Origin of the sequence: Fluviicola sp., assembly GCF_039596395.1 — a bacterium.
Lineage (GTDB): Bacteria > Bacteroidota > Bacteroidia > Flavobacteriales_D > Crocinitomicaceae > Fluviicola.
This window is the reverse complement of the sequence record NZ_JBCNJT010000001.1, coordinates 1,570,599-1,590,061: the sequence shown is the minus strand read 5'-3', so window position 1 is coordinate 1,590,061 and position 19,463 is coordinate 1,570,599. Positions and strand designations below refer to the sequence as shown.

Annotated in this window: 19 protein-coding genes; 14 read left to right on the top strand and 5 right to left on the bottom strand. The window is 41.7% G+C overall.

What is annotated here, in order from left to right:
- Positions 1-72: 72 nt before the first annotated feature.
- The 7 genes from ABDW02_RS07030 (at position 73) to ABDW02_RS07000 (ending at position 6,358) form a co-directional block, all read left to right on the top strand.
- A complete protein-coding gene (locus ABDW02_RS07030; RefSeq protein ID WP_343633514.1) occupies positions 73-1,527 on the top strand; it encodes an aminoacyl-histidine dipeptidase in 1,455 nt (484 codons plus the stop codon).
- Positions 1,528-1,627: 100 nt separating this feature from the next.
- On the top strand, positions 1,628-2,836 hold the full coding sequence (locus ABDW02_RS07025) for a sensor histidine kinase (protein ID WP_343633512.1): 1,209 nt from the start codon (positions 1,628-1,630) through the stop codon (positions 2,834-2,836).
- Between the two features lie 9 nt (positions 2,837-2,845).
- Positions 2,846-3,058 carry a DUF3820 family protein gene (locus tag ABDW02_RS07020; RefSeq protein WP_343633510.1) on the top strand — a complete coding sequence of 71 codons (213 nt, stop codon included), beginning with the start codon at positions 2,846-2,848 and terminating at the stop codon, positions 3,056-3,058.
- Positions 3,059-3,064: 6 nt separating this feature from the next.
- Positions 3,065-3,907 (top strand): TerB family tellurite resistance protein, encoded by an 843-nt coding sequence (locus tag ABDW02_RS07015; RefSeq protein WP_343633508.1) that lies wholly within the window; start codon positions 3,065-3,067, stop codon positions 3,905-3,907.
- Positions 3,904-4,695, top strand: a complete 792-nt coding sequence (locus ABDW02_RS07010) for a DnaJ domain-containing protein (protein WP_343633506.1) — start codon at positions 3,904-3,906, stop codon at positions 4,693-4,695. Before ABDW02_RS07015 ends, ABDW02_RS07010 begins: the two co-directional genes overlap by 4 nt.
- 1 nt (position 4,696) lies before the next feature.
- The gene (locus ABDW02_RS07005; RefSeq protein ID WP_343633504.1) at positions 4,697-5,473 is read left to right on the top strand and encodes a J domain-containing protein; all 777 of its coding nucleotides are present in this window, start codon (positions 4,697-4,699) and stop codon (positions 5,471-5,473) included.
- Between the two features lie 507 nt (positions 5,474-5,980).
- A complete protein-coding gene (locus ABDW02_RS07000; RefSeq protein WP_343633502.1) occupies positions 5,981-6,358 on the top strand; it encodes a helix-turn-helix transcriptional regulator in 378 nt (125 codons plus the stop codon).
- Here the strand turns inward: ABDW02_RS07000 and mnmA are convergent.
- Positions 6,345-7,523 carry a tRNA 2-thiouridine(34) synthase MnmA gene (mnmA, locus tag ABDW02_RS06995; RefSeq protein ID WP_343633499.1) on the bottom strand — a complete coding sequence of 393 codons (1,179 nt, stop codon included), beginning with the start codon at positions 7,521-7,523 and terminating at the stop codon, positions 6,345-6,347. The two genes, ABDW02_RS07000 and mnmA, sit on opposite strands and share 14 nt — an antisense overlap.
- A 291-nt stretch (positions 7,524-7,814) precedes the next feature.
- Between mnmA and ABDW02_RS06990 the strand changes: the two genes are divergently transcribed.
- A complete protein-coding gene (locus tag ABDW02_RS06990; RefSeq protein ID WP_343633497.1) occupies positions 7,815-8,546 on the top strand; it encodes a hypothetical protein in 732 nt (243 codons plus the stop codon).
- Positions 8,547-8,630: 84 nt separating this feature from the next.
- Here the strand turns inward: ABDW02_RS06990 and ABDW02_RS06985 are convergent, their stop codons facing one another.
- Positions 8,631-10,409: an ABC transporter ATP-binding protein gene (locus ABDW02_RS06985; protein WP_343633495.1), complete on the bottom strand. Its 1,779-nt coding sequence runs from the start codon at positions 10,407-10,409 to the stop codon at positions 8,631-8,633.
- 94 nt (positions 10,410-10,503) lie between these two features.
- Here ABDW02_RS06985 and ABDW02_RS06980 point away from each other — a divergent pair, with 94 nt between their 5' ends.
- The 4 genes from ABDW02_RS06980 (at position 10,504) to yajC (ending at position 13,353) form a co-directional block, all read left to right on the top strand.
- Positions 10,504-11,601 carry a Glu/Leu/Phe/Val dehydrogenase dimerization domain-containing protein gene (locus ABDW02_RS06980; RefSeq protein WP_343633493.1) on the top strand — a complete coding sequence of 366 codons (1,098 nt, stop codon included), beginning with the start codon at positions 10,504-10,506 and terminating at the stop codon, positions 11,599-11,601.
- 22 nt (positions 11,602-11,623) lie between these two features.
- Complete coding sequence (nusB, locus tag ABDW02_RS06975) at positions 11,624-12,571, top strand: transcription antitermination factor NusB (RefSeq protein WP_343633492.1); 948 nt, start codon at positions 11,624-11,626, stop codon at positions 12,569-12,571.
- 4 nt (positions 12,572-12,575) lie between these two features.
- The gene (locus tag ABDW02_RS06970) at positions 12,576-12,974 is read left to right on the top strand and encodes a DUF1573 domain-containing protein (RefSeq protein ID WP_343633490.1); all 399 of its coding nucleotides are present in this window, start codon (positions 12,576-12,578) and stop codon (positions 12,972-12,974) included.
- 115 nt (positions 12,975-13,089) lie between these two features.
- The gene (yajC, locus tag ABDW02_RS06965; protein WP_343633487.1) at positions 13,090-13,353 is read left to right on the top strand and encodes a preprotein translocase subunit YajC; all 264 of its coding nucleotides are present in this window, start codon (positions 13,090-13,092) and stop codon (positions 13,351-13,353) included.
- 156 nt (positions 13,354-13,509) lie between these two features.
- Here the strand turns inward: yajC and ABDW02_RS06960 are convergent, their stop codons facing one another.
- A complete protein-coding gene (locus ABDW02_RS06960) occupies positions 13,510-13,782 on the bottom strand; it encodes a hypothetical protein (protein WP_343633485.1) in 273 nt (90 codons plus the stop codon).
- 310 nt (positions 13,783-14,092) lie between these two features.
- Positions 14,093-15,271, bottom strand: a complete 1,179-nt coding sequence (locus ABDW02_RS06955; protein ID WP_343633483.1) for an acetyl-CoA C-acyltransferase — start codon at positions 15,269-15,271, stop codon at positions 14,093-14,095.
- A 137-nt stretch (positions 15,272-15,408) separates the two neighbouring features.
- Between ABDW02_RS06955 and ABDW02_RS06950 the strand changes: the two genes are divergently transcribed.
- Positions 15,409-16,392, top strand: a complete 984-nt coding sequence (locus ABDW02_RS06950; RefSeq protein WP_343633481.1) for a DUF3078 domain-containing protein — start codon at positions 15,409-15,411, stop codon at positions 16,390-16,392.
- Positions 16,393-16,410: 18 nt separating this feature from the next.
- Positions 16,411-18,492, top strand: coding sequence for a hypothetical protein (locus ABDW02_RS06945; protein ID WP_343633479.1), 2,082 nt, complete (start codon positions 16,411-16,413; stop codon positions 18,490-18,492).
- Between the two features lie 85 nt (positions 18,493-18,577).
- On the opposite strand, the gene ABDW02_RS06940 is transcribed toward ABDW02_RS06945, so the two are convergent.
- On the bottom strand, positions 18,578-19,450 hold the full coding sequence (locus ABDW02_RS06940; RefSeq protein ID WP_343633477.1) for a T9SS type A sorting domain-containing protein: 873 nt from the start codon (positions 19,448-19,450) through the stop codon (positions 18,578-18,580).
- Positions 19,451-19,463: the final 13 nt, after the last annotated feature.

Here is a 19,463-nt window from a genome sequence, read left to right as displayed (position 1 = left end):
TAAGAGCGGAGTAATTTACTTAACAAGCAATGATCTTTTCAATTTTAACTTTTCAATTTTCAATTAAAAAAAATGGAAGTTAGAAATTTAGAACCGAAAGCATTGTGGAACCATTTTGCGGATTTAAACGCAGTTCCCCGACCTTCAAAAAAAGAAGAGCGCGTGATCGCTTTCATGATGGATTTTGGAAAATCATTGGGTTTTGAAACAATTCAGGATCCGATTGGTAACGTGATTATCAAAAAACCGGCAACTCCGGGCATGGAAAACCGGCAAACGATTGTGATGCAGTCGCATCTGGATATGGTGCACCAGAAAAACTCCGACACGATCTTTGATTTTGATTCCCAGGGAATTGAAATGCTGGTAGACAGTGATTGGGTAAGAGCTAAAGGAACAACGCTTGGTGCTGACAACGGAATCGGTGTTGCGGCGATCATGGCTGTTCTGAAATCGACAGATATTGCTCATCCTGCTATCGAAGCGCTTTTCACCATTGATGAAGAAACCGGAATGACCGGAGCTTTGCAGGTGGATGCGGCCAATATTTCAGGAACAATCTTATTGAACCTCGACACGGAAGATGATGATGAATTGTCGATCGGATGTGCCGGAGGAATTGATACCAACACCAAAATGCCGATCGCTTACGAAAATCTTCCTGCGAATTTTAGTTGCTTTGAGATCAGGTTGCGTGGTTTGCTTGGCGGTCACTCCGGGATGGATATTCACCTGGGGCGGGGGAATGCCAATAAGTGGATGAACCGTTTGCTGCGACATACCAGTGCTGCCGTAGATTTGAAATTGTGCAGCCTGGATGGCGGAAGTTTGAGAAATGCTATTCCGCGCGAAAGTACGGCGATTGTTGCAGTTTCTGAAAATGATAAATTAACTTTCCACGAAGCCGTAAATGAAATCATTGCTCAGATCAAAGCAGAATACCACTCCATTGAGAAAGATGCGAATTGGTCTGTTTCTGAAAGCTCAGGTTCAGATAAAGTAGTAAAAGATTCTGATTTTGAACGGATTATAAACGCTATTTATGCAGTTCACAACGGAGTATACCGCATGAGTCCGGCTATTGAGGGCCTGGTGGAAGCTTCTTCCAGTTTGGCTAAAGTAACAGTTGGAGACGGTGTGTTTACAACGCAATCCTTGCAGCGTAGTTCGGTGGAATCTTCCAAGGAAGACGTGGCGAATACAATCCGTGCGGCATTTGAAAGCGTAGGAGCAGAGGTTGTACAAGGTGGAGAATATCCGGGTTGGGAACCGAATGCCGATTCGGCGATTTTAAAAGTAATGGCGAATCTGTACCGTGAAAAATTTCATGCAGAACCGAATATCAAGGCGTGTCACGCCGGTTTGGAGTGTGGAATTCTAGGGAAACATTTTCCGGGGATGGATATGATTTCCTTCGGGCCGAATATTCGGGGAGCACACTCACCGGATGAATGTGTGCAGGTTTCTTCCGTACAGAAATTCTGGGATTACTTACTGGAAGTATTGACACAAATACCAATGAAATAATAGAAATGGCGCTTTTTAAGCGTCATTTTTTTTGGCTATTATTCTCGATTCAAGTGATTTCCCGAAAAAAGATGTTTAATTTGTTACTGAAATCTAAATAATGGACAAACTGAACACGAATTGGTTAGAGTTTCATGAGAAAATGAAATTCCGGCTGGTCTTGCATTTATTGTACTTTTTTGCAGGCTTGATGTCCATTGTTACGGTTGTCAATCTTTCCAACGAACATTTCAGTGCAACTCCCAATTTCTTTGCCGTGGGCATGTGTATTGTCGGACTGGTTGTAATCCATTGGACTAAAAATTACCGCCTGGTGGGTGCCATTTGTTCCATTCTGACTTTTTTCATTGTTTCCGGTGCTTTTTTATGGCTTCACGCAACGCATTACCTCACGCCCATGTGGATGATCGTCAATATCATGTTTACGTTCTTTATATTGGGCAAAAAATGGGGAATTTCTATCCTGGTGGCACATTTCATGGTATTATTCTATTACCTGATCTACCTGCATGAAAGAAATATTGTTTCGGTGAAATCATTTTCCGGGAATGATGTTACAACGTTCATCCTGGAATATTCCATCGTAGGATTTGCCATCGCTTACATTTTGAATTTGTATGTGCTTACAACGAATTATTCCCGCATTGAGTTGATTGAGAATAATCAGAAGCTTTCCAACCAAAATAAACTGATTTCCAAACAGAATACGGAAATGGAAGTGATGCTGCGGGAAATTCACCATCGCGTGAAGAATAACCTGCAGATTATCACAAGTTTGTTGCGCTTGCAGGCCAATAATCTCAATGAAGAGCAAAGCAGTTCTTACCAGGAAGCGATTGACCGTGTTACGGCAATGGCAATCATTCACGAAAAGATGTATCAATCGGGGTCGTTGTCTAAGTTTGACCTGGAAAAATACCTGAAATCATTGGTAGATAGCTTGCTGTTGAATTATTCGATCGACAAAAAACCGGAATTCTTTATCCGGGTTGATGTGGAGGATATGAAATCCAGGAGCATTGTTCCGTTGGCGCTTTTGATCAATGAATTGTTGCTGAATTCCTTGAAACACGCTTTCCCGGAACAGGAAAACCCACAGATTTCCATTAACCTGAGTGAAAATGAATCGGACAGGCTGAACCGGTTTATTCTGAATTACAGCGATAACGGTTCCTGGACACAAGATTCGGTGGCATCATTCGGTACGGAAATTATCCAGGCAATGTCGGAGCAGTTGGAAGGAACTTTTACGCTTGAGAAAGGCACTTCGGGAACGAAATATATCTTCGATCTGGCTAATTTGAGCTAAATTCACGCCATGGACGAACATCAATTAGTGTCGCTGGCTAAAGCCAAAATGCCTTTCGGTAAATACAAAGACAGGTATTTGATCCATTTGCCTGAAAATTACCTGGTTTGGTTCAAGCAAAATGGTTTTCCCGCCGGAAAATTGGGTCAGCAATTGGAATTGGTCTACGAAATCAAAATGAATGGATTGGAACATTTGATCTACCCCTTAATGCCTAAATAAACAAGAATGACCTGGTCTTTGCTACAGACACTTTCGTCTGCTCAAATACAAAAATTAGCCGAAGAGGAATATTACAGACAAAAAATGATCGAAACGATCGTTGGTTTGTCAATCACTGCGATCATAGTGGCGGCTCCCACTTATTGGCTGATCCGTTATGTCTATTTTAAGATCCGGAAAGAGTTTCGCTTCAAAACGAGGTTTAATCCTTACAATCACATCGATGCACTGGTTTTACTGAGTATGAATGTGTTGCGTACTCATCCGGATTGTTTCAAAGAGAAATGTATTTACCTGAAGGAGTATATTATTTACCTGTATCCGGAGAATCACGGTTCCTTCAATGAATCGCTGAAAATGGCGTACAAGGATGTTTACCGTTCCGAATCCATTGTATATTGGCTTTGCCGGTTTCTTTCGGAGGAAGAACGAAAGGATGTTGTCCGATTCTTAATTCACATGGCAGCTCAGGATGGAGTAGTAGCTTTACGCGAAAAGGCTGAACTGATCCGGATCATTGATTCTTTTGGTTTGCCGCACCGCGAATGGCTGGAATTGATGGAGAGTATCAACACTACTTTTGCAAGAAGACAGGAGCGCTGGAATAAATCCAATGATGCCCGCGTTGAAAGTTACCAGGCGAGCATTGTTGACAAGGCGTTGGTATATTTCGAAATGCAGCGCGAAACATTGGAAGGGGAGTTGTTGCGGACAAAATACCGAAAGTTGGTGAAAAAGTACCATCCTGACCGTCACCCGGATGCAACGACCGAGGAACGGAAAGAACTGGAAGTAAAGTTCCAGGAGCTTCAGCTTTATTATGACGAATTGCTTAAATTGTTGTCATGATTGAAATAGGATTGCTTTTAGTTAGTTATGGAGTCCCTGAAAAAGTGGATCCGGTGGAGAATGCGATCCTCGTGACTTGTATTATTGGTCCTTTTGTTTTGGCTTTGTTGTATTTCTTGTATTTAAGGAGTAAAGGAAAGCACAAGATTACTTTTTGGTTAGGAAAGAGAATGCCTGCAGCCTATTCGGATCTTGTTTTCAGAGAGATCCAGATCGTTTTAGCAGTGGCTATGATAAAAAGAGATCGTTACTGTTTTATGGTTAAAAGAAATCGTATCCATCAATTCGTTCAAAGAGTATATGATAAGAAGCTGGATGCAGATGAAATAATCGATATGTTTTTGGATGATAAGATTCCTTTAGCGGATCTGATAGAATGGTGTAACAAGTTTATTTCTTATGAAAGGAAACTGGAAACTTTTCTTTTTTTGATAGATATAGCTTTCATTGATCATGAATTGGTCGATACGGAGAAGGAATATTTGCTTTTCATCATTCAAAAATTTGCTATTCGAAACCAGGATATATCACAAGACGTTCAGGAAAAACTATTTGAAAATCATGGAAAAGTATCTGCCAGGAATTCTGTCTCCGGATTTGAATCGTATTATGAAGTATTGGAGATTGCTTCAGACGCAACGGATAAGGAAGTCAAAGAATCCTACCGCAGGCTGGTAAAACAATTCCATCCCGACAGTCATCCGCATTTGACGGTGGAGGAAAAGAAAGCGCTTTCGGATAAATTCCAGAGGGTACAGGAGGCGTATGATCATTTAATGAGTAATTGATATGCTGGTTCTTGGAATTGTATTCGGAGTAGTTTTTATCGTCTTGGTTTTGGTGCTGATCAAACGCCAGGTAAAAGATTCCAGTGAACGGAAAGTAAGCTCTGAATTGGTCCTGAAAAGAAGTTTTCAGCCTCCGTCCGGTAAAAAAAGCGAAAAAATGATCTTCCAGATTTACGTGTTGCTGGCAGCCTGGATGATGCGGAAAAATGCGGTTAAATCTTTTGAAAAACAATCGTTTATTGTTGTTTACATCAATCAAAAGTTTAATATAGAATCGTTGATCATTGCCAATGAACTGGAGTTGGTAGGAGAAACGTCTATTCATGTGCGCAGCGTAGCGAATTGGGTCGTACAGAAAATGCACCAGGCGCAGGAGCGTGCTGATTTGATCGATTTCCTGGTAGATCTGGTATTTGTGGATGAAGACATGATTGATCGCGAATTTACTGCTTTGGTGCGTTTGGGTGAATTAATCGGAGTTCAGTCCATGTACATTGAAAAGAAAGTGATTGAACACCGCAAGCGCATTTTTGGTTCTTCTGCAGGAAATGAACGTTTGCATACCATTGCAAATGCACGTACGCGTAAAAGTATGGCATTGGCAATCCTGGATTTAGGTCCTTCCGCAACGGAAGAAGAAATTAAAAAAAGCTACCGGAAACTGGCTAAGAAATACCATCCGGATAGCAATTTAGACCTGGATGAAGCTAAGAAAGAAGAGTATGCTCAACAATTTTTGGAGATTCAGGATGCCTACGAAGAATTAATCTCCAATTAATTTCGTTTTTTTTTATTACAAATGTGCTTGAATGGTAAGTTGTTCATTTTAAGATTTTTGTGCTTCATCTTTCAAACCCATTGTTAAATCAATTTCAACTTTTTTTCATTTTTTTTGATTGGATTTGTAACCTAATCTACAACTGTGGCGTAAATGGGTCCAAACAGCACTGAATTTTAAAGTTTTATATAATATGGAAAGCACAATGATTAATAATGCAATTAGCCTGGCAAAAACAAAATTAGCACGTCACAAGGCAATGGGTAAGAATAGTAATTTGAGCATCGTTGAAGTTGCTGAACTAATGGATTTGGTTAAGTTCGGGCCGAATTTGCCACAGGTTAAGACCAGCATGCTTTTCTTTGGATATAGCTCCAATTAATACGTTCACAGATAAATTGAAAAAGCCCCGGCGATCATCGTCGGGGCTTTTTTGTGTTTAGTATTGTTACAAATGTGAATACTATAAAATTTAAAATTGTAGCAATTAAATGATACATTTGTATCATGGAAATCAAAGACCGTTTACGGATGATTATGGAGTCGCATAAATTGAATGCCGGATCTTTTGCGGATAAGATTGGTGTTCAGCGATCCAATGTGAGTCACGTGTTGAGCGGTCGCAATAAGCCGAGCTTTGATTTTATTGAGAAATTGCTGAAGGCTTTTCCGCGGGTTTCCGCTGAATGGCTTTTCACCGGTAAACAGGAGAAGAAAGAAGCGGATGTTTCTGAGTTTTCCCTTCAAACGAAGTCAGAGCCGGTAGAATCAGCTTCGGGTGTTCCGGAAACTACTAAAATCAATCGTCCGGGAAAGAAAATAGTAAAAACCCTCGTGTTTTACGACGATTTTACGTTTGATGTGTATTTTCCTAGTGAGAAATAATCCCGGAACCTACTAATTCATCTTCCAGGTAAAGGGCTGCAAATTGTCCGGGAGCAATTCCACGTTGTTTTTTGCTGAACAAGATGTAGTATCCGTCTTCCAAACGGGTTAGCGTTCCTTTTTGCAATGCCTGGCGGTATCTGATCCGGATGTCGAATTCTTTTGCGTCTCCGATATTCATGGCGAAATCCGGGTTGATCCAGTGCATTTCATTCGTTTCGATCTTCAATGCCCATTTGTTTAATCCCGGGTGATCGTCTTTCTGTCCGGAATAGACTGTGTTTGTTTCGGTGTCTATTCCAATCACAAATGAAGGGTTCGGTCTTCCGCCGATGTGAAGCCCTTTTCGCTGCCCGATCGTATAATAATGAGCGCCGATATGTTTTTCTACTTCCAGTCCCATAGTGGGAGAGTAGATAAATTCTTTGCTTAGGTCAACCACGTGATTCAAGTCTACCGGAATGTTTGAGTATTCGGTAAATTGACTTTCTAATTCATTGATTTCAATTATTTTACCGTATTTAACTTCTAGTTTTTGTTGAAGAAATTCCGGTAGGGAAATTTTCCCGACAAAGCACAGTCCCTGTGAGTCCTTTTTCTCAGCTGTCACAAGCCCGATCTCTTTGGCGATGGCTCTTACTTCCGATTTTTGCAGGTTTCCGATAGGGAAAAGCGCTTTCGAAAGTTGTTCCTGCGATAACTGGCACAAGAAGTAAGATTGATCCTTATTCGGGTCCAATCCTGCCAATAAGTGGTGAATACCGTCTTCTGTCGTTGTTTTTCTGCAGTAATGTCCTGTGGCAACATAATCTGCTCCCAGTTCCATGGCAGCTTTCAAAAACACGTCAAATTTGATTTCGCGGTTGCACAATACATCCGGATTTGGAGTTCTGCCGGCTTCGTATTCGGCAAACATGTAGTCGACGATCCGTTCTTTGTATTCCTTGCTGAGATCCAGAACCTGGAAAGGAATTCCAAGGTGTTCGGCTACCAGAAGAGCGTCATTGCTGTCGTCGATCCACGGACAGTCGTTGGAAAGTGTAACCGTTTCATCGTGCCAGTTACGCATAAATAACCCGATTACTTCGTAACCTTCCTGTTGCAGTAAATGTGCTGTAACGCTTGAATCTACACCGCCGGATAATCCGACAACCACTCTTTTCATGATGCAAATTTACGAACTTTTAAAAAGCGTTTTTGAAAAATGAGATTCTTTCAAAAAATTAACAATTACAAAAGTGAATTATACGTTGTTACATTTGTATTTTGATCGAATTGGGGTTGAAATTTGAAATGCAGGGGTTCTCAATTCGTTATAGTATCCAAAAGTTCAAACACGTTCAACAAGTTTAAAGATCAAATCAAGTGAAAGTTTTATTTGAACCATCGAACTTTCAAAACTCTAAATATTAGTTAACGGAACCAAACCCGCAGAAAAAAGTGATATTTTAGTCGCATGAAACTGATTGCTTTAATCTTATTGCTCCTATCCGGAACTGCTTTTGCCCAGGAACCATGTACACGCGTTTGGCTGAAAGGAAAAGTGGAAGATACACTTATTAAACACGCTTTCCTGAACCTGATGGTAGTGAATACTTCTACCGGGAAAGGGGTTTTCGGGCAGCCGGACGGAACTTTTGGGGTATATGTAAGCAATAATGATTCGATCATTTTATCGGTGAAGGGATATGAACGCTACGGTTTTCGCGTAAGAGGAGATTCTTCCTGTCATTTTGAAGTGTATGCGGCTGTGGAAAGAAAAGCACGTGAGATTGATGAAGTAGTGATTAAACCCCTGAAATCTATCCAGGAAATCAAAGAAGAGCGGGCAGCATTGGCGTTGAGGGAAACACGTACGATTACAGGGCTTGAAGCGTTCCAAAGCCCGATTACGGCATTGTATCAGCGTTTTTCAAAGAGAGAGCAGTCAAAAGCTTTAGTAGCGAAGAAACAATATGAAGATTCCAAAGAGCAAGTCGTGCAGGAATTATTGCAACTGTATGTTTCCTACGACATTATCAAGCTGAATAACGATGATTTTATTGATTTCATTCACTTCATGGCCATGGATGAGAATTTCCTGAAAACGGCTTCCGATATCGAATTAATCACTTTTATCAAAGATAAACTGGAGCATTACTTATTGCTTCATCCTGAAAAGGAAAGTGAGTACGGAAATAAGAAATGAATGATCAATTCCTGAATGATGAATTATCAAGAAATTACATAGTTATTTTATTGATAATTAACTAATTGATCGTTCACAATTAAATCAATCCTCAAACACTTCCGGTTCTTCCATCAATTGCTTGTCGTACAATTCGCGGTACTGACTGTTTGGTCGTTGTAACAGATCGGCAGGTTTTCCTTCTTCTACAATTTTTCCTTCCTCCAGAACAAGGATATAATCTGCATTTCGCAAACTGGAAATACGGTGGCTCACAATTACGGACGTCGTTTGATTTTCCCGGTTCAGTTGCTTTAAATTCCGGAGAATGATTTCTTCTGTTTCGGTATCAACGGCCGATAAACAATCGTCAAGTAATAAAATATCCGGTTTTCGGATCAATGCACGGGCAATACTTACACGTTGCTTCTGTCCGCCGGAAAGATTTACACCGCGTTCTCCCAAAACTGTTTCGAACTTATCCGGGAATGCCTCGATGTTGTGCAACACATGCGAATTCTTTGCTGCTTCGGTAATTTCTTCTTGCGTTACTGCATCAAAATTCAATGCTCCGAACGCAATATTGTTGTGGATTGTATCCGAAAACAAAAAAACGTCCTGCGGAACAACCGAAAGCTGTTTGCGGTATTCCGTCAGATTAACCGTTGCCAGGTTTTCAGAATTATAAAGTACTTCGCCCATCGTCGGGTCCAGCTGACGCACAATCAACTGCAGTAGGGTAGATTTTCCCGAACCTGTTTTCCCGATGATTCCCAGGGTTTCTCCGCGTTTTAACGTGAAATTGATATCCGATAATACATCCGGCAAGTCTGGCCTGTAACGGAACGACATGTTTTTAAACTGAAGTTCATGGAATTTTTCCAGCGGAGCTTCGGACATATTCTTAATGGCAGGTTCCGTTCTCAGGAACTCATTAATCCGTTCCTGGGATGCGGCTGCACGCTGATTAATGCTCGTAACCCAGCCGATACTTGCAAAAGGCCACGTTAAATTGTAGATCAATAGAATAATGGATACGATATCGCCCGTTTCGATGGTTTTGTCGTAAGTAAGCAATCCGCCCATGTAAATACTCAACAAGGTGCTCGTTCCGATTAGAAGCGAAATAGTTGGCATGAACAATGCGTTTGTTCTTACCAGCCTCATGGTTTTCTTTAAATACGCCCTAGAACTGGTTTCAAAATTCTGTTTCGCATGTTTTTCCTGGATATAAGCCTTGATCACGCGAATTCCCGAGAAGGTTTCCTGTCCCAGCGTACTTAAACGCGATTGTTCCTGCTGCACGTCCTTACTCAGTTTATTCATACGTGTGGAAACCAGGTAGATCAGAACAGCCATAATCGGAAGCGGTGCCAGCGCATAAAGTGCCAGTTCGGTATTGATTTTCAGCATTTCGTATAAGCTGAAAGGGAAAAGTGCAATCAGGTTGGCGGTGTACATGATTCCCGGCCCGAGGTATTGCCTCACCTGCGAAACATCCTCCGAAATGCGGTTCATCAAATCACCGGTCGATTGTCTTTTATAAAACGCATAATCCAGTTGCTGGTACTTTTCAAAGATCTCATTCTTCAGGTCAAATTCAATGTAGCGCGACATCACGATCAGCGTTTGACGGGTGAGGAAGAGGAAAAATCCCTTAATTATGTTAAAAAGCATAATGAACCCGGCCAGGCCAAGCACTACCCAGAAAAGAGTTTCTCCGGCGCTTAATTTGGTTTTACCCGAAAGAATGTTCAGGGATTCCCCAACTACCACAGGGATTTTTGCTCCGAAGTAATTCCCTGCAATAATGAACAGGAGGCCGAGCAGCAAACGCCAGCGGTATTTGATGAAATATTTGTTTAAATAGCTTAGAGACTTCATTCGATAAATTTCCTATTTTTGCGAGCGCTTATGCGATTTTGTTCGAATTACAAAATTAGCCATTCGCATTGAAATAAAAGATTAAAACTCGCGTATGTTTGAAGTAAAAGAAGTCAAAGATCTGAATCTGGCTGAAAACCCCGTTATTTCTCAAATGAGTATGTACAACCACGAGCAATTGTTATTCTGTAACGATACTGCAACTGGACTGAAAGCAATTATTGCTGTACATAACACCGTTCTTGGGCCTGCTTTGGGAGGAACCCGCATGTGGATGTACAACAATGAAATGGAGGCTCTGAATGACGTATTGCGTCTTTCAAGAGGAATGACATACAAGAATTCAATTTCCGGATTGAATTTGGGAGGTGGTAAAGCTGTGATTATCGGAGACTCCCGTTCCATGAAATCGGAAGCATTGTTCCGTCGTTTCGGGAAATTTGTGAACTCATTGGCAGGAAAGTATATTACTGCTGAAGATGTAGGTATTTCACCGGTAGACATGGTTTGGGTTTCTATGGAAACAGATCACGTTGTCGGTTTACCCGGAAAAAGTGGAGATCCTTCACCGGTAACTGCTTACGGAGTTTACATGGGAATGAAAGCATGTGCAAGCCAGCAGTTCGGTTCTGATTCTTTGGCCGGTAAAAAAGTAGCCGTTCAGGGAGTTGGACACGTGGGTGAGTATTTGGTGAAACATTTGGTTGCCGAAGGTGCTGACGTAACGATTACGGATATTCACCAGGATACCTTGAAACGTGTTGCAAACGAATACGGAGTAAAAGTTGTCGGATTGGACGAGATTTACGATGTACCGATGGATATTTACGCTCCGTGTGCTTTGGGTGCAACTGTAAATGACGACACAATCAACCGTTTGAAGTGTTCCATCATTGCAGGAGCTGCAAACAACCAGTTGGCAAACGAAACGATCCACGGTCAGTTGGTAAAAGACAAAGGAATCATTTACGCTCCTGACTTTACGTTGAACGCAGGTGGTGTGATCAACTGTTATTCGGAAGTTGCAGGTTTGAGCGCGCAATGGTCGATGGCAAAAGCAGAAGAGATTTACACAACAATCGGAAACATCGTTTCCCGTTCAAGTGCAGAAGGTGTTCCTACTTACCAGATTGCAAACAAGATCGCTGAAGAGCGTATCGAGTCAATCGGGAAAGTAAAATTACCACTATAAAAAGATAGGAGAGTAGTTAGGAATGCTGAATAGAAGACATTTACGAATCAAAGTTTTGCAGGCGCTTTACGCTTATTTCCAGGGAGATGAGGAAAGCATCAAGAAAACCGAGAACGAACTGATGCAGGCAGTAGATCGCATTTACGATCTGTACCTGTATTTGTTGCTGAGCTTCGGTGAATTGAAAGACATTGCAGAACATCGTATTGAAGAAAATAAAAAGAAAATCCGCCCGACAGAAGAGGATCTGAATCCGAACAGAAAATTTGTGGATTCATTGGTTATCCAGGCGTTGCAGGATAGTTATTCGCTGCGTGAAGCCTCTGAGGATCGTTCTGTGAACTGGATCGGAGACGAACACCACGAAATGTTCCGTAAGATCTTTATTCAAATGAGAGAAGGGGAAACCTGGTTTGCTCACATGAATAACGAAGCAAGGGATTTTGAAGAAGATAAGAACTTCATGATCAACCTGTTCAAAGCGGAAATCGCAAATTCCCCGTTGATTTATCACTTCTTTGAAGAAAAGAGCATCCATTGGCTGGATGATATCGATCTGGCTTGTCAAATGGCAATCAAATCGATCAAAGGAATGGAAGAAGGAGAAAAGTTCATCGCAATGCCTTTGTATAAAGACAAGGAAGATGAGCAGGAATTCATCCGTACTTTGCTGAGAAAAACCATTTCGATGGATTCTGAGAATCTGGCGTTAATTGATGAATTAACGGATAACTGGGAGTTGGAACGAATTGCCAAAATGGATATTTTATTATTGAAAATGGCCATTACAGAACTTCAGGTTTTCAAAAGTATTCCGAAAAAGGTGACTTTGAACGAGTACATTGAAATCTCGAAATTCTATTCCACTCCGAAAAGTCATGGATTTATCAACGGAATCCTGGATAAGGCCGTTGATAGATTGGTAAAAGATGGAAAAATTTCTAAACTCGGAAGAGGTTTAATGGATTAATGTTATGAAAAAAATCGCGTTTTTAGGCTTGGTAGCCTTATCGTTTCTGACAGCTTGCGGATCTGATTCTCCTTCGGAAATCGTTGGATATAAGACAACTATGAAAGTTGCAAGTGTTTTTAATGCAGGAAAAATTGCAAGAGGTGAAGTTATTCACGCTAACTTTGTAGTTGAAAATACAGGCGATCAGCCATTGGTATTGTCAGATGTTTCAGGATCTTGCTCGTGTACGGTTGCGGATTGGAGTAAAGAGCCGATCGCTCCGGGAGAAAAAGGATTTGTGAAAGCAAACGTTAAAACGGAATCTTTTTCGGAAGGGCCGGTGACAAGAAGTGTGACTATTTTGTCAAATACAACGCCTCCGAATACGAAAGTGGTTGTTGAGGCTACGATCATAAAGTAAAAACGTTCAAAATGTTCAAACGTTCAAAAGGTTTAATGAGACAATTTCCATTGAACTTTTTAACTCTTGATCCAATTGAACTTTCAATTAGTAATAGTTAAATAAAAATAGAGTTATGCAAATTATAATGCTCGTGTTGATGTTAGTGGTGTTTTACTTCTTTTTAATTCGACCGCAACAGAAAAAACAAAAAGAGCTTAAATCGTTTCGTGAAAATTTGAAGCAAGGAGATAAAGTGGTTACTATCGGAGGAATTCACGGTAAAATCCTTGAGATCACAGATACTACCGTTTTGATCAGTTCGGAAGGTACTAAATTGCGTTTTGAAAAATCTGCAATTTCTACGGCAGTGGCTGACAACTTAGGAGTACAGGCTTAATCCATAAATTGGATAAAACAGCAAAGCATCGTCTATTGGCGGTGCTTTTTTTTGTTTACCACGATGAACACAAAGGGCACAAGGATATTTTTTTGTATGATGTAAATAAGGAATACAAAAATCTTCGTGTCCTTCGCGTTCTTTGTGGTAAATCAATTATGCGATATATGTTTTGGTGAAATTCATAGCGAAACCTGCTGCATTTTGTCTGCGCTCCACGCGTCTTCTGGTTCTTCTTCGTGTGCGTCTTCTGACACGTCTGCGTTCTCCCGGAACAGCTTGTGCGTAAAATTGACCGGATGAACCGTTTGCGAATAATTCCGTCGCTGAACCACTTGTGAAACCGGTTTCCGGTGTTTCGATGGTGAGCATACTTAACGAAAGTGCTCCGTAAAGAAACGCGCTGAGAATGATGTGTTTTGTTTTCATGTTGTTCGAATTTAGTAATACTGTGTGTTTTGTAAGATGTATCAAATGCAGAAAGGTTTAACCAAAAACGATGCCATTCAGAAATAAGCTATAACCACATAGATACATAGAGCACATAGGTTTTTGGTCATAGTGATTTGGAAGGGCGATTGAAGTTACCGGCGTTTGAAGAAAGGAATTTGTCGTTTCGCACTGCTCGCGGTTTTGATCACATAGGTTATATAGCCTCTATGTTTCTATGTGCACTATGTGGTTCAAAAAAAATGCCACCCCGAAATGGAATGGCATTCTGTTATATCTGTTTGTTATCTTAGATATTCTCGATAATCATCGCAGAAGCACCACCACCTCCGTTACAGATTCCGGCACCACCGATTTTTCCTCCGTTTTGTTTCAATACGTGGATCAGGGTTACAATGATTCGGGATCCGGAGTTTCCTAGCGGGTGACCCAAAGCAACGGCTCCACCGTTCACGTCCACTTTTGCAGGATCCAATCCTAAAATTTGCGTGTTTGCCAATCCAACCACAGAGAATGCCTGGTTCAATTCCCAGAAATCAACCTGGTCAGTTGTCAAACCTGCTTTTGCCAAAGCTTTTGGAACTGCTTTTGAAGGTGCAGTCGTAAAGAATTCTGGCTCGTGAGCAGCATCTGCATAACTTACGATTTTTGCAATTGGCTTCAATCCGTGTTTTTCAACCGCTTCTTTGGATGCAAGGATCAATGCAGAAGCTCCGTCGTTCAACGTAGAAGCATTTGCAGCTGTAATCGTTCCTTCTTTATCGAAAGCCGGTTTCAATGTAGGGATTTTATCTAAAAATACGTTTTTGTATTCTTCGTCTTCCACCACAAGGATCGGATCTCCTTTGCGCTGAGGAACAGAAACTCCAACGATCTCATCCTTGAACTTTCCTGCTTCCCATGCTGCAGCAGCACGTTTGTAGGAAGTGATCGCAAAATTATCCTGGTCTTCGCGTGAGAAGTTGTATTTCTGAGCTGTTTTCTCAGCACATGTTCCCATTGGAACTTTGCTGTAAACATCCAATAAACCGTCTTTGGTAATTCCGTCAAGCATTTGGATGTTCCCGAATTTCATACCGTTTCTTCCGTCCAGGTAATGAGGAGTCTGGCTCATGTTTTCCATTCCACCTGCAACAACGATCTCATTATCACCGGCTAAAATAGTTTGAGCACCCAACATGATGGACTTCATTCCGGAAGCACACACTTTATTGACTGTCGTACAAGGAACTGTATTCGGCAATCCTGCCCCCAAAGCAGCCTGACGTGCTGGAGCTTGTCCGACACCCGCCTGCAATACATTTCCCATGAAAACTTCATCCACCAGTTCAGGCTTCACACCTGACTTGTCCAATGCACCTTTGATAGCAACTGATCCCAGCTGAGTAGCAGGAATAGAAGATAAACCGCCCATAAACGCTCCCATCGGGGTGCGGACAGCAGCAATAATGTATACTTCTTTCGACATAGCAATTTTAAATTTCGAACCCAAATTTACTCATTTTCTTGGTTTATTCACTGTCTGCCGTTGGAATCTAAAACAAGGATTGTTAAATTACATAGCCGATTTAACTAATTTTACGGCAATAAAAACCCATTTATAGTATGAAGATCAGTATTCTCATCGGAACATTATTGACAGCTTCCATGGCTTTTTCTCAAACAGATCCCGAAAAACTACGTGATGACATCAAAAAACTCGATGCGCTTCATGATTCATTGATGCCCAAAAGATGGACATACACCAGTTTGTTCGGTTTAAATGGTTCCCAAACAGCATTTGTAAACTGGGCAGCCGGAGGTAGAAATAATGTGGCCGTTTTGGGATTCGTTGATTTCTCAGCTACTTACCAGTACCGGAGAATCAAATGGTCGAACGATGTGAAAATGGCTTTGGGTGGGATGTATTACACGGATTCTGCCGGAAAAGTACAGGGCCTTCAGAAAACGGATGACCGTATTGACATTGCCACTTCATTTGGTTATGAGTTTAAAAAGCATTGGTTTGCAACGGCTATCGGCGGATTCAGAACACAATTCCTGGATGGTTTCAGTTTCCCGAACGATTCTGTTCCGATCTCGCGTTTTATGGCTCCGGGATATGCTAATTTCTCTTTAGGGATCGAATATGCTCCGGTAGAATATTTCAACGTTTATCTGTCTCCGATAGCAGCTAAAATGACTTTTGTAAACGATCAGCGCTTGGCAGATGCGGGAGCTTTTGGCGTACAGGCTGCAGAACTGGACACGAGCGGGAATGTATTGAAAAGAGGTTTGCGTTTCCGAAATGAGATCGGAGCTTATTTCAGGTTGCGTTTCCAGAAAGAGATTTTTAAAAATGTGGAAATGAAGACCCGTTTGGAGTTGTTCAGCAACTATGCAGATAATCCACAGAATATCGACGTGAACTTTGAAAATATTTTCACTTTTAAGGTGAACAAATGGCTGCAGGCCTCGCTTCAATGGAACCTAATTTATGATGATGATATTGATATCCGCGATTCGAAAGGAAAGACCGGTCCGAGGACACAATTTAAATCGGTATTGGGATTAGGAATTTCATACACTTTAACGAATATCAAAAAGTAAAAAGCGTATTTTCGTTCCATGAATTACTTTTCCGATCATTCTTTATGGTGGTTGTTGCCTATATCAATACTTGCTGTAGGTTTTTCGTTTTACTATTATTTCAGGACAGAACAAAAATCGATCTGGGATCGGAAACAATTGCGCGTATTGTTTTCATTGCGTACGCTCAGCCTTTTCCTGATCGGATTGCTACTGCTTGGCCTGGTTTGGGAAACAACAACTTACCGGCCTGAAAAACCTTTGATCATCACCCTGGTGGATGCTTCTTCTTCCATGATGAATTACAAGGACAGCAGCCGGGTTAAAAAACAGATCGGAAATTTCCGGCAGGAATTGCCACAAGCGCTTGGTGACGGGTACGAATACCTGGAACTTGCAGTCGGAACAAATGTGCGCGACCTGGATAAACTTTCTTTGAAAGATAAATCTACAGACCTTGCAGCCGGATTCAGGCAGATCAAAGACCGCTTCTTCAACCGCAATATCGGTGCGATTGTTTTGGTTTCGGATGGGAATTACAACCAGGGCGTTCACCCGATGTATGAAGCGGAACGCATTGAATTGACACCCGTTTTTTCGCTGGCGGTAGGAGATACGACGCTGAAACGGGATATCGTGGTGAGATCCGTCAATTCAAATGAAATAGCTTTTTTGAACAACGAATTCCCGATCCAGGCTTTGGTTGATTTTCAACGGGTTCCGCAAGGCTCTTACCAGGTCAATTTATTACAGAACGGAAAAGTCATTCAATCACAACGTGCGGTTGTCAGTAATTCGAACCTGGACCAAAAGGAGTTTTTATTTACGGTTCTGGCTAAAAATAAAGGATATCAACGCTTCACGGTTTCCGTACAAAGCATCGGAGGGGAGTTTACAAAAGACAACAACCAGCAGACTTGTTTTGTGGAAGTAATTGATTCTAAGAGCAATGTATTATTGTTGGCCAGTGCGCCGCATCCGGATATCCAGGCATTGCGTTCCGTATTTGAACTGGACCAGGAAGCGGTGATCACTTCGGAATTAATTCCCAACTATTCCCTGGGAGCGAAAACTCCTGATTTCGTGGTTTGGTACGAAAACGGTTTACGTCCGAATGCTTCTTTATTCAAGCAATTGCAGGAAAAAGGAATCCCGGTTTTGATGATTTTAGGGCCGAATGTGACTACCAGTTTGCTGCAAACATATGGTTTGGCTATGAAAGCCCCGAACGGAAACCAATTCGAAGATGTTTATCCTGCGGTTGCCAAAGGATTCAATTCTTTCGGGCTGTCTGCGGATTTCACCTCTGTGGTTCCTGTTTTAACACCTTTGCGCACGAAATTCGGGATGTACAAACTTCCGTCGAATAGTATTGTGGTGTTGAACCAGCGCATCGGGAACATTTCCAAGGAAAACCCGTTGATTGCTGTTTCTCAGACTCAGAAATCGAAGATCGGGTTTATTTTGGGCGAAGGTTTGTGGCGCTGGAAAATGAAGGAGTTCATGCAGAAAAAAACAACTGCCGGGTTTGAAGAATTTGTTCAAAAACTGACGCAATATATTTCGGTGAAACAAAACCGCGAACCTTTACGCGTTACTTTGCCCAAGCGATTCAACACCATTGAAGACATCATCTTCAAAGCGGAATTCTACAACGAAGCGATGGAGTTGGTTACAACACCTTCGATCGAAATGACCATTACCAAACGCGGCGGAAAAGCATTTAAGCAATTGTTCTCACCAACTGCGAATTTCTACCAGTTAAATGTCGGGCAATTAGGCTCGGGAACTTACGATTGGAAAGTCGTGGCGGATAATAACGGGAAGAAATTTGCAAAAGCCGGTTCATTTGCCGTAGACGAGATTTCACTGGAAGACCAGGATACGCGCGCTAACTTCTCCACTTTGAACCAATTGGCCGTTCAATCCAATGGTTCTTACAAAACGCTTGACCAATACAAAGCATTGATCAACGAAATTAAAACCCGCGGAGATATTACTACCATCCAATACGAAGATACCGGATACCAGGAACTGATCGACTGGAAATGGATGTTTGTGTTGATAATCACATTGCTTTCAGCAGAGTGGTTCTTAAGACGTTGGTGGGGAAGTTATTAACGAAGTTTGATTGTTCGAAAGAACATACTGCGAATAAAAAAGGCCTTCTTTCGAAAGCCTTTTAAGTTACTAGTGATATTGATTTCTATTCTTTTACAAAAGAAGTTCGGCCGGTTATGTTGTTCCCTGAAGTGTACAGAAAATAAAGTCCACTTTCCAGTGATTCGACGGAAACCCGGATAGATCCGTTTTCCCCTGTTCGCCACTGAATGTTTTGTTTTTCTCCCGTAACAGAATACACTTCGATCTGATCGATATCCTGTGCATCCGGGATTGTCAGTGCGTGCGTTGCCGGATTCGGGAACAGGTTCACTATTCTGTTGCCCGGAGAGTCCAGTCCGGCTGTTCCGATCGTAAACGTTTTGCAGGTAGAGCAATCATACATGTATCCACCGTCGTTGAAGGAAAATCCGGCATAGTACAGGCAAGCGGTATAGGTGCCGGGGTTGTAGCTGACATCATATAACCGGTTGAGATAAATACCGTGTGATCCGTTTCCGAAATCCCATAGAAGTTCGGAAGAATGTGAGCTGAACGAAGGAGAATGAATGAGACTGGTATTTGAAAAAGTAACCGTATTTCCATTGATGTGCGTCAGGAAATCACCGCCGCACAGGGAATCCGTGGTATAATCATAAATCTCGTTCGGTGCAGAGTAAATGCAGTGAAAAGGTACTCCGTTTGCTTTTCCCCATTGTTCCAAAGTTACGGTGTAAATTCCCGGAGAAGCATACTGATGATTTCCGGATCCCGTTCCCGGGTTGAGTTGTGTGCTGGTTGTTCCGTCTCCGAAATTCCAGTGCAGGGAATCAAGCTCATCCGTCGAATAGGTCATAACCATAAATCCCGATTGATCCAGGGAGGTATTGGTGATAAATGTACGGGAATCGCAGTCGTTTTGTGCATGTGATAATGGCAGGAAGCACCAGGTTAGCAGTAATAGTTTAACGTTTTTCATTGTGTTGTAATTT

Coding starts and splice junctions, on each gene's coding strand:
- ABDW02_RS06960 (WP_343633485.1), bottom strand. CDS start 13,782: ATGAAAACAAAACACATCATTCTCAGCGCGTTTCTTTACGGAGCACTT.
- ABDW02_RS06945 (WP_343633479.1), top strand. CDS start 16,411: ATGAATTACTTTTCCGATCATTCTTTATGGTGGTTGTTGCCTATATCA.
- mnmA (WP_343633499.1), bottom strand. CDS start 7,523: ATGAAAAGAGTGGTTGTCGGATTATCCGGCGGTGTAGATTCAAGCGTT.
- ABDW02_RS07030 (WP_343633514.1), top strand. CDS start 73: ATGGAAGTTAGAAATTTAGAACCGAAAGCATTGTGGAACCATTTTGCG.
- ABDW02_RS07020 (WP_343633510.1), top strand. CDS start 2,846: ATGGACGAACATCAATTAGTGTCGCTGGCTAAAGCCAAAATGCCTTTC.
- ABDW02_RS06980 (WP_343633493.1), top strand. CDS start 10,504: ATGTTTGAAGTAAAAGAAGTCAAAGATCTGAATCTGGCTGAAAACCCC.
- ABDW02_RS06970 (WP_343633490.1), top strand. CDS start 12,576: ATGAAAAAAATCGCGTTTTTAGGCTTGGTAGCCTTATCGTTTCTGACA.
- yajC (WP_343633487.1), top strand. CDS start 13,090: ATGCAAATTATAATGCTCGTGTTGATGTTAGTGGTGTTTTACTTCTTT.
- ABDW02_RS06985 (WP_343633495.1), bottom strand. CDS start 10,409: ATGAAGTCTCTAAGCTATTTAAACAAATATTTCATCAAATACCGCTGG.
- ABDW02_RS06955 (WP_343633483.1), bottom strand. CDS start 15,271: ATGTCGAAAGAAGTATACATTATTGCTGCTGTCCGCACCCCGATGGGA.
- ABDW02_RS06950 (WP_343633481.1), top strand. CDS start 15,409: ATGAAGATCAGTATTCTCATCGGAACATTATTGACAGCTTCCATGGCT.
- ABDW02_RS06990 (WP_343633497.1), top strand. CDS start 7,815: ATGAAACTGATTGCTTTAATCTTATTGCTCCTATCCGGAACTGCTTTT.
- ABDW02_RS07015 (WP_343633508.1), top strand. CDS start 3,065: ATGACCTGGTCTTTGCTACAGACACTTTCGTCTGCTCAAATACAAAAA.
- ABDW02_RS07000 (WP_343633502.1), top strand. CDS start 5,981: ATGGAAATCAAAGACCGTTTACGGATGATTATGGAGTCGCATAAATTG.
- ABDW02_RS06940 (WP_343633477.1), bottom strand. CDS start 19,450: ATGAAAAACGTTAAACTATTACTGCTAACCTGGTGCTTCCTGCCATTA.
- ABDW02_RS07010 (WP_343633506.1), top strand. CDS start 3,904: ATGATTGAAATAGGATTGCTTTTAGTTAGTTATGGAGTCCCTGAAAAA.
- nusB (WP_343633492.1), top strand. CDS start 11,624: ATGCTGAATAGAAGACATTTACGAATCAAAGTTTTGCAGGCGCTTTAC.
- ABDW02_RS07005 (WP_343633504.1), top strand. CDS start 4,697: ATGCTGGTTCTTGGAATTGTATTCGGAGTAGTTTTTATCGTCTTGGTT.
- ABDW02_RS07025 (WP_343633512.1), top strand. CDS start 1,628: ATGGACAAACTGAACACGAATTGGTTAGAGTTTCATGAGAAAATGAAA.